Source organism: Stenotrophomonas sp. YJH_SMC_6, from assembly GCF_059371335.1.
In genome coordinates this window covers 163,012-170,696 of the sequence record NZ_JCAFUM010000016.1, presented here as the reverse complement: position 1 = coordinate 170,696, position 7,685 = coordinate 163,012, and the positions used below count along the sequence as shown (strand labels likewise).

The following is a 7,685-nucleotide window of genomic DNA, read 5'->3' as shown; positions in this document are numbered from 1 at the left end:
GAGGCTGGGCTGGTGGAATACATCCAGTACTACAACCAGGAGCGCATCAAACTGAAACTGAAAGGTCTGAGCCCGGTAGAGTACCGGGAGCGGGCCCAATCGGCCGCCTGACCCCGTCCAAGTCTCGGGGGTCACTTCACCATGGGGGCTTGGCCGCGGCATCCATGCCGCGGACACTCCCGCAACCGGACCCACCCCGCCTTCGACAGTTTCCGCGATCTGTCGGAACGGCGTACTGCTCTGGTAGGTGTCGACCTTGGTCGACACGGTAGATCCACGCCATGCGTGGATGCTCTTCGATCAATTATCGAAATACTCGAACTCGATGGAGATTCATCCACGCATGGCGTGGATCCATCAGATCGCGGAAATCTGTCAGAGGTGGGGCGGCATGGGCAGGCAGGACCGTTGGCGGCATGGATGCCGCCATCGAGCCCCCATGGGTGAGGGCGCTTTGCTTGCGAAGCATTGCTTCGCAAGCGCCCGAACGCACAGCCGCCAGCGGCTGGGCCGGACCGCGGAGCGGGGTTTACGGCGTGTCCTGCCTGTCCATGCCGCCCCGCCAGCCCACGGAATGCCAGCTTTTGCCGTTGCCGTTGAGGTTGCCGGCAGCGGCCGGCACTACCAGGGTGCAGGGCGCAGCCCTGCCGAAAAACACACATAAAAAAACAGCAGGCCGAGGCCTGCTGTTTCGGTGTAATGGTGCGCCCGGAGAGATTCGAACTCCCGACCGCCTGGTTCGTAGCCAGGTACTCTATCCAACTGAGCTACGGGCGCCAATTACATGAACTTGTTGTGCTGACTGTGTATGGTGCGCCCGGAGAGATTCGAACTCCCGACCGCCTGGTTCGTAGCCAGGTACTCTATCCAACTGAGCTACGGGCGCGCGGTACACAATCAAATTTTACTGCATTTCCAGCGGCGGATGCTGGAAACCTGTCGAGTGGTGCGCCCGGAGAGATTCGAACTCCCGACCGCCTGGTTCGTAGCCAGGTACTCTATCCAACTGAGCTACGGGCGCCCTGCGACAGGAGCGGAATTATGCGGATGTCGGCGCGTACCGTCAACAGTTTTGTGAAAATTTTCATCCAACTGAATGAAAAAGCTGTCAGCCACGGCATCAGGGGCCTTCAGCCACGCGAAATGATCGGCGCGCGTGCCCAGTTCCTGCGCGGACAGCACGCGCAGCTGCGCGTCCACATTCGGCAGCTTCGCCAGCAGCGTCTGCATCGATCCGGTGGGGGCCAACCAGTCATGCTCCATCAGCACCGCCTGTGCGCTGCCATGCACACGCGCCATCTGCGCATCGAGGTCTTCGTCCATGCCGACGGCGGCGTAATGGTTGTTCAGGCCGACGCGCGCCCAGTCGGCGATCAGCCCGCGCGCTTCGGTGCCACCGAAGCCGAGGCGACGGCCAGGCAGCACGCCCTGGCGCTGTGCGATCCACGGCAGGAAGCGGTAGACCAGCGGCAGCAGCCAGCCACGCGGTGGTGGGAATCCGCGCCAGAACGGTGAGCCGCTGGCGGCCAGCCACAGCCGGTTGAAGTGCTGCGGGTTGCGGCCGGCATGCACGCAGGCCAGCTGCCCGCCCAGGCTATGGCCGCCGATGATCCAGGGCAGGGCGTCGCCTTCGTCATCCGCTGCGGCCAGGACGGCCTGGCTGGTCGGCAGATCCTGTTCGAGTACCTCGCGATAGCCCCAGTCCTGCGTGCGCGATGGGCGCAGCGAACTGCTGCCGTTGCCGCGCCACTCGTGCAGGTAGACCGCCACGCCCTTCGCCGCCAGCGCCAACGCCAGTGGCAGGTAGTGGCGCGCCGCCACGCCCAGTGCCGGCAACCACAGCAGGCGCGCGATGGGCTGTGCAGGCACGCAGGCGATCACTTCGTAGCGATGGCCATCAGCGCACTGCACGGCAAGGATGTCGGGTGTGAGGCTCATGCGTGTGGTGCCGCGCCGAAGTGATCCAGCACCAGCACCTCGCCGCGGCCGGGGGCATAGCCCTGCTGCAGGCCGCGTGCGACGTAGTCGATGCCGGCTTCGCAGGCGTTGGCCAGGCTCAGGCCATTGCACAGCTGCGCGGCGATGGCCGAGGCCAGCGTGCAGCCGGTGCCATGTGCGTCCAGCGGCAGGCGCGCGTGGATGAATTCTTCGCTGCTGACGCCGTCGAAGTAGCGGTCGATCACGCGATTGCCCTCATGCAGGTGGCCACCCTTGAGCAGCACTGCGCCGGCACCGAGGTCGAGCAGGGCCGAGGCGGCCTGTTCTGCGTCTTCGCCGTTGCTGATCTTCCGGCCGACCAGCAGTTCTGCTTCCGGCGTATTGGGGGTGATCAGCGTGGCCAGCGGGATCAGGCGTTCACGCATGGCCTGCAATGCGCTGTCTTCCAGCAGGCGTGCCCCACTGGTGGCGACCATCACCGGATCCAGTACCACGTGTGGCGGGCGCTGCTTTTCGAGTGCATCAGCGACGGCATGGATCACTTCGGCGTTGGCCAGCATCCCCAGCTTCACCGCGTGGATGTCGAAGTCGTCGAAGCAGGCATCCAGCTGCGCGCGCAGGAACTCGATGGGTGGCACGTGCACGGCGATGACGCCGCGCGTGTTCTGCGCGGTCAGTGCCGCAATCGCGGAAAGGCCATGCACGCGGTGTGCGGCGAAGGCCTTGAGGTCAGCCTGGATGCCGGCGCCACCGCCGGAGTCGGAGCCGGCGATGGTGAGGGCGGAAACGGGAGTGGTCGGGCTCATCAGTTGATTGTGCCGTGGTCCCGCAGGGGAAGGTAGATCCACGCCATGCGTGGATGTCCTTGATTCAATGCCGCCAACGCGCCCACTGCTGGTACAGCACATAACCCAGCCCGGTCAGGCCAGTCAGCAGGGCGGGGGCGAGCAGGGCGTCGTACTGCCAGCGCACGAACAGCCAGGCGCCGAGGATGCCGCCGGCGAGGAAGCCGCTGATGATCAGGCCGCTGAGGGTCAGCCGTCGTACCTGCAGCGGCAGCCCACGCAGCAGGTGGCCCAGGCCGATGCCGAGGTCGGTGAACATGCCGCTGAGGTGGGTGGTGCGCACCACTGCGCCACTGAAGGTGGTGGCCATCGCGTTCTGCAGGCCGCAGGCCATGGCGGCGGCCAGCGCGCCCCAGATCTGGTGTTGTTCAAAGAGCGAAATGGCCACCAGCAGCAGCGCCGATTCCAGCGCCAGTGCCACGCCATAGCGCCGGCCCAGCTGCAGGGCGCTGTCCTGGATCAGCAGGCCGCTGAGCATCGCGCCCAGCGAGAACGCGATCAGCAGCCCCCACAGGTGCCCGACGGCGCGCCAATCCCCCTGCGCCAGCGCCATGCCCAACTGGCTGGTACTGCCGGTCATGTGGCTGACCGCCTGGTGCTCGAAACCGAGGAAGCCGACCACGTTGACCATGCCGGCCACGCACGAGAGCGCGACCGCGCCGATCCAGACCCAGGTGGGCAGGCGTATTCCCATCGGCGGGGCCCCTCAGGGCCCGCCGAAGCCGCCGTTGAACTGCAGCTCGCTGAAGGTGTTGCTGGCCGGGTCGAACACCGCGCCCCAGAACTGCGTGCCGCCGTCACAGACGCGGATCGCTTCGCGTGCCGGATTGATGCCGCTGTCGTCGGGCAGGTGGAAGGCGTTGACGTAGATCAGCCGCTTGCCGGCGCTTTCGATGCCGACGTACTGGCGGTCGAAGTCCAGCACTTTTGGTACCTGTGCCTCCAGCGACGACAGCTGTGCCTCCAGCTGATCGATCTGCTGCCGGCTGGGGGCCCAGTAGCCGCTGACCCGCCCGGCCTCGCGGCCGGGGCTGGCGCGCGAGCAGGTGTCGAGCACCTGCGCGGCGATGATCGGGCGGGTGACCACCCAGGACTGGCCAGTGCGCTCGGCGGTCGGCACACTGGCCGGGCCGCGCGTGGTGGTGCAGGCACCGAGCACGGCTGCGAGGGTGATCGCAGCCGTGGGCAGCAGCAGGCGGGTGCAGCGGTTCACAACACCTCCGAAGCGTAATCGGCCAGGCGCGAGCGTTCGCCTCGGCGCAGGGTGATGTGCGCACTATGCGGCCAGTTCTTGAAACGATCCACCGCGTAGGTCAGGCCCGAGGTGGTCTCGGTCAGATACGGGGTGTCGATCTGCTCGACGTTGCCCAGGCAGACGATCTTGGTGCCGGGGCCGGCACGGGTGATCAGCGTCTTCATCTGCTTCGGGGTGAGGTTCTGCGCCTCGTCCAGGATCAGGTAGCGCGACAGGAAGGTACGGCCGCGCATGAAGTTCATCGAGCGGATCTTGATGCGGCTGGCCAGCAGGTCGTTGGTGGCCTGGCGACCCCAGGTGCCGCCTTCCTGGTTGTGCGTGAGCACTTCCAGGTTGTCGGTCAGCGCGCCCATCCACGGCGTCATCTTCTCCTCCTCGGTACCCGGCAGGAAACCGATGTCCTCGCCGACGCTGACCGTGGCGCGGGTCATGATGATCTCGCGGTAGCGCTGCTGGTCCATCGTCTGCGCCAGGCCGGCGGCCAGTGCCAGCAGGGTCTTGCCGGTACCGGCGGTACCCAGCAGGGTGACGAAGTCGATCTCCGGATCCATCAGTGCGTTGAGCGCGAAGTTCTGCTCGCGGTTGCGCGCACTGATACCCCAGACGGCGTGGCTGCCGTGGCGGAAATCATCGACCAGCGACAGCACTACCTTGCCGTCGCCGACCACGCGGCTGACGCGCAGTTCGACTTCGTCTTCGCCGGGCAGGTAGACGTACTGGTTCGGGTACCACTCCTCGCCGTCCTGCGCCTGGATTTCGTAATGGCTGCGGCCCTTGTCGCTCCAGCTGCGCAGGTCGTCACCGTGGCGCTTCCAGAAGTCTTCCGGCAGCTCGGTGGCGCCGGTGTAGAGCAGGCTGAAATCGTCCAGCGCGCGGTCGTTTTCGTAGTCCTCGGACACGATGCCGGCGATGGCGGCCTTGATCCGCAGGTTGATGTCCTTGGAAACGAACACCACCGGCAGGTCCGGCGTTTCTTCCTTCAGCGCCAGGATCGCGCCAAGGATGGCATTGTCGGGAATGACCTTTCCAAAGCTCTTGCCCGCGTCGAAGTGGCTGGTCTGGAAGCGCAGCTTCCCGGCGCTCTGCTTGCCGCGCAGCTGCAGGCCGTTGGGGCGCTGCAGCGGAATGCCGTCGGCCAGGTTGTCCAGGCCGGATTCCTGCACCAGCTCGTTGAGGAAGCGGCTCACCTGGCGGGCGTTGCGGCTCGCTTCGGAGGTGCCCTTCTTGCCGTTGTCCAGCTCCTCGATCACCTGCATGGGCAGGTAGATGTCGTGCTCCTCGAATTTGAACAGCGCGGTCGGATCGTGCATCAGCACGTTGGTATCCAGCACGTAGATGCGCTTGCCTCGGGTCATCGTCGATTCCTGGTTACGGACAGGGAAAAACCACCACGGCCTGCTGCGGGGCAGGGTGATGGCAGACACAGTAGGCAGTGGGACTCACTTGGACTGGGAGGCCTTCAGTTCGGCGAGAACGGCATCGGCATGGCCGGCAACCTTGACCTTGCGCCAGGACTGCACGATGCGGCTGTCGGGGGAAATCAGGAAGGTGCTGCGTTCGATGCCACGTACCTGCTTGCCGTACATATTCTTCATCTTGATCACGTCGAAGGCGGTGCACAGCGCTTCGTCGCCATCGCTGACCAGCGGGAAGTTGAAGCCCTGCTTGGCACAGAAGTTGTCGTGCGACTTCACCGAGTCGCGAGAGACGCCGAGCACGACCGCGCCGGCCTTCTTGAACTTCGGCAGCAGGGCGTTGAAGTCGATGCCTTCGGTGGTGCAGCCGGGAGTGCTGTCCTTGGGGTAGAAGTACAGCACCAGCCACTGGCCGGCATAGTCGCCGAGAGTGGCCTGGTTGCCACCGGACAGTGCCAGCGGCAGGGAGAGGGTGGTGCTGTCCAGGGTATCGCCGTTGTTCATGAGGTCCTTCTGTCGAGCCTGGGTTGTTTCTACGACAATTGCATGAAACGCCACGCGCCCGTGAGAGGCGCGCGAAAAATCCGCACTCCCAATCAGAATTTCATCGGGTCCATGATCGCGTCCAGGTTCAGGTGGTCGCAGAACTCAAGGAAATCGTCGCGCAGCGCGGCGATGTGCATGTTGGCCGGCACGCCGATGGTGACCTGTGCACTGAACATTTCCGCACCGGTCTGCATGGCGCGGTAGCGCGTGCTCTGCAGGTTCTCGATGGTGATGCCCTGGCGGTCGAAGAAATCGGCCAGCTGGAACAGGATGCCCGGCTTGTCGGCGGCGATCACCTCGACGATGTACGGCAGCAGGTTGGACTGCGCCTGCTTGGCGGCGGTGCGGTACCAGACCAGCTTCAGGCCTTCCTCGCGCTCCAGCCGGGTCAGCATCGCCTCCAGCTTGGCCACCGAGTCCCAGGAGCCGGTGGCCAGGGCGGTGACCGAGACATCGCGGCCGACCGTGGCCAGGCGTGCGTCCACCAGATTGCAGCCGCTGTCGGCGATGCGGCGGGTGACGGACAGCAGGGGGGACTCCGGATGCGTCGTATAGGCGTTGATCAGGAGGTGGTTTTCGCTCGGCGCGGGGCGCGGGGTGGTGTCGGTCAAGGCGATTCCGGGTAATGCATGCGTTAGTCTGAATGCCCGCCAGAGGCGGGGATCCACCGGTGTCCAGCATACTTGCCCGTGCTTTCGCGCCGCAAGTAACATTCAGGTCGCCCCCGGCCTTTCGTGGCGGGCGTTTTCCCTTTCCAGCCAAGAGCAGCACGTCCTTGTCCCTTTCCGGCCTCATCACCGCGCTGGCGACCCCGTTCCGGGCCGACGGCGCTCTCGATCCCGACGGTTGGCAGCGCCTGCTGCACCTGCAACTGGAAGGTGGCGTCCATGGCGTTGTCGTTGCCGGCTCGACCGGCGAAGCGGCAACCCTCACCGATGCCGAGTACGACCTGCTGCTGGCCAGCGCGGTCGAACGCATTGGCGGCCGCATCCCGGTCATGGCCGGCACCGGCCTGTCCGGTACCGCCAAAACCATCGAACAGACCCGTCGTGCGGCCGCGCTTGGCGCCAGCCATGCACTGGTGGTCACCCCGCCTTACGTGAGGCCGACCCAGGCCGGCCTGATTGCCCATTATCGTGCGGTCGCCGACCAGGGCGGGTTGCCGGTCGTGCTGTACAACGTGCCCGGCCGTACCGGTTGCGACATGCAGCCGGAGACCGTGGCCGAACTGGCCAGCCACCCCAACATCGTCGGCATCAAGGAGGCGGTGGGCGACACCGGTCGGGTGCAGGCACTGCTCGCACTGCGCAGCCCGCAGTTCGCCGTGCTCAGCGGCGACGACGGTACGGCCGCGCGTTCGATCCGGGCCGGTATCGACGGCCTGATCTCGGTCGGCTCCAACGTGCTGCCCGGCGCCTACCGCCGCATGTGCGAGCTGGCCGCCGCCCATGACCACGAAGCCACCGAGTCCTGGGATGCGCGCCTGCAGCCGTTCCATGATTTCTGCGGTGTTGAACCGAACCCGATTCCGGTCAAGGCGCTGCTGCGCCGTATCGGCATCGGCCATGACCTGCGCCTGCCGCTGCTGCCGCTGTCGGCGCCGCACCACGCGGCCGCCGACCATCTTGCCGGCGACATCGCCGCCCTTGAAGCCCTTTCCAGCCACTGACCTTTCGTCTTGGTCTG

Annotated in this window: 9 protein-coding genes and 3 tRNA genes; 2 read left to right on the top strand and 10 right to left on the bottom strand. The window is 65.8% G+C overall.

The features are described 5' to 3' along the window. The coding region (locus AC5P9N_RS18625) for an IS3 family transposase (protein WP_495201421.1) at positions 1 to 111 on the top strand (111 nt) is incomplete at its 5' end. A gap of 589 nt (positions 112 to 700) precedes the next feature. Here AC5P9N_RS18625 and AC5P9N_RS18620 read toward each other — a convergent pair. The 10 genes from AC5P9N_RS18620 to AC5P9N_RS18575 all read right to left on the bottom strand — a co-directional run bounded on the left by AC5P9N_RS18620 (position 701) and on the right by AC5P9N_RS18575 (position 6,610). Beyond that, positions 701 to 777, bottom strand: a tRNA-Arg gene (locus tag AC5P9N_RS18620). A 32-nt stretch (positions 778 to 809) separates the two neighbouring features. After that, positions 810 to 886, bottom strand: a tRNA-Arg gene (locus tag AC5P9N_RS18615). A gap of 58 nt (positions 887 to 944) precedes the next feature. Beyond that, positions 945 to 1,021: transfer RNA gene (locus AC5P9N_RS18610), tRNA-Arg, on the bottom strand. After that, the gene (locus AC5P9N_RS18605) at positions 1,012 to 1,938 is read right to left on the bottom strand and encodes an alpha/beta hydrolase family protein (RefSeq protein ID WP_099485300.1); all 927 of its coding nucleotides are present in this window, start codon (positions 1,936 to 1,938) and stop codon (positions 1,012 to 1,014) included. The genes AC5P9N_RS18610 and AC5P9N_RS18605 overlap by 10 nt, the downstream gene beginning before the upstream one ends. Continuing rightward, a complete protein-coding gene (gene thiD, locus AC5P9N_RS18600) occupies positions 1,935 to 2,744 on the bottom strand; it encodes a bifunctional hydroxymethylpyrimidine kinase/phosphomethylpyrimidine kinase (RefSeq protein ID WP_099485301.1) in 810 nt (269 codons plus the stop codon). The genes AC5P9N_RS18605 and thiD overlap by 4 nt, the downstream gene beginning before the upstream one ends. A 64-nt stretch (positions 2,745 to 2,808) precedes the next feature. Then, a complete protein-coding gene (locus AC5P9N_RS18595) occupies positions 2,809 to 3,477 on the bottom strand; it encodes a YoaK family protein (RefSeq protein WP_099485302.1) in 669 nt (222 codons plus the stop codon). A 12-nt stretch (positions 3,478 to 3,489) separates the two neighbouring features. After that, positions 3,490 to 3,996, bottom strand: coding sequence for a hypothetical protein (locus tag AC5P9N_RS18590; RefSeq protein WP_005409048.1), 507 nt, complete (start codon positions 3,994 to 3,996; stop codon positions 3,490 to 3,492). Beyond that, positions 3,993 to 5,393, bottom strand: a complete 1,401-nt coding sequence (locus AC5P9N_RS18585; RefSeq protein WP_005409049.1) for a PhoH family protein — start codon at positions 5,391 to 5,393, stop codon at positions 3,993 to 3,995. Before AC5P9N_RS18585 ends, AC5P9N_RS18590 begins: the two co-directional genes overlap by 4 nt. Positions 5,394 to 5,477: 84 nt before the next feature. Continuing rightward, positions 5,478 to 5,957 (bottom strand): peroxiredoxin, encoded by a 480-nt coding sequence (locus AC5P9N_RS18580; protein WP_099485303.1) that lies wholly within the window; start codon positions 5,955 to 5,957, stop codon positions 5,478 to 5,480. Between the two features lie 92 nt (positions 5,958 to 6,049). After that, positions 6,050 to 6,610: a glycine cleavage system transcriptional repressor gene (locus AC5P9N_RS18575; RefSeq protein ID WP_005409051.1), complete on the bottom strand. Its 561-nt coding sequence runs from the start codon at positions 6,608 to 6,610 to the stop codon at positions 6,050 to 6,052. Positions 6,611 to 6,774: 164 nt separating this feature from the next. On the opposite strand from AC5P9N_RS18575, the gene dapA reads away from it, so the two are divergent. After that, positions 6,775 to 7,668: a 4-hydroxy-tetrahydrodipicolinate synthase gene (dapA, locus tag AC5P9N_RS18570; RefSeq protein WP_005409052.1), complete on the top strand. Its 894-nt coding sequence runs from the start codon at positions 6,775 to 6,777 to the stop codon at positions 7,666 to 7,668. Positions 7,669 to 7,685 lie beyond the last annotated feature (17 nt).